This window comes from Stutzerimonas nitrititolerans (assembly GCF_003696285.1).
Taxonomy (GTDB): domain Bacteria; phylum Pseudomonadota; class Gammaproteobacteria; order Pseudomonadales; family Pseudomonadaceae; genus Stutzerimonas; species Stutzerimonas nitrititolerans.
Genome location: NZ_RFFL01000054.1, coordinates 1 through 959, shown reverse-complemented (window position 1 = coordinate 959; position 959 = coordinate 1). Strand labels below are relative to the sequence as shown.

Sequence of the window (959 nt, the reverse complement as noted above, 5' to 3'; positions counted from 1 at the left end):
TATCTGGATCGTGTCCATGTAGGGGTTCCTTGTTGGGTGTGTGCTGCTACCGGCAGGGCGGCGGGTTAGTCGATCTGATACCAGACGCTGGCGTCGTAACCCTTTGACTTGAGGTGGTCGGCAGCGGCACGCACGCCCTTGGTGTTCTTGTCGGCCTGGCCGAAGCTGCAGCTGATGGCGAACGAGTCGCGCAGCTTGTATCGGCTGATGCCCAGCTCCTGCATGGACGGCATGCGAGTGCCTGGCAGGTAGATGGTCAGGGTATCCATGTTGCAGGTGCCGCCATCCTCTACGGTGTCAGCGGCCGCCTGCCCGATAGCGATGGCCTCGCGGACGTGAATCGCTAGTTCTTTCAAGGCCTCTTTTTTCATGTCCTTTCCTCTTGAGTGATGCCCGGCTCCCGGGCTTCTGCCTGCTTCCCAATGAGCCCTGTCGCCAAGGCTCATCAGGAAACTCTTTCGCTCGTCTCGCGCGCTCCGTACCCGCTGCTGATTGCAGGTCGTGAGGCTTCGCTTGGTTGGCTTTGGGCTTCCCTCGCGCTTTGCTCGATCAGCATTGCCTAGCGGTCATCGGGTCTATACAACCTGCTGCGCACAGCCCTGGTGCCCGGTGAGTGAGGCACGCAGCAGGAGGTCCGGCACCCCTCATAGCCGAGGCTCGGGGCGCTAATTCGATTCGTTGTTTCTGTCCTCCGTTATCTGGCACGGTGGGCTGGCCTGCCTTGCGGCTTTCTCCGCTGCGATTCCCTGTCTGAGTCGTCTCTTTCCCGCTGCCGCTACTGGCGTCGCATCGGGTGACATTTCGCAACTTCGCGTGGCTGCATGTGGAGCCACGGCCAGTTCCAGAGCTGGCATGGGGCGGAAAACTTGTTACTCGCGCTGTGCCCGTCAGGGGATTCCGCCGCGAGGGTTCCGAGTTGTTAAAGAGCCTTCCGGGATCACCCGAGGCCTCTCGGCCTG

1 protein-coding gene is annotated in these 959 nt (G+C 61.3%); it reads right to left on the bottom strand.

The annotated features are described in order from the left end of the window. Window positions 1-65: 65 nt before the first annotated feature. Complete coding sequence (locus EA795_RS20615; protein WP_122079228.1) at window positions 66-371, bottom strand: hypothetical protein; 306 nt, start codon at window positions 369-371, stop codon at window positions 66-68. Window positions 372-959: the final 588 nt, after the last annotated feature.

Coding starts and splice junctions, on each gene's coding strand:
- EA795_RS20615 (WP_122079228.1), bottom strand. CDS start 371: ATGAAAAAAGAGGCCTTGAAAGAACTAGCGATTCACGTCCGCGAGGCC.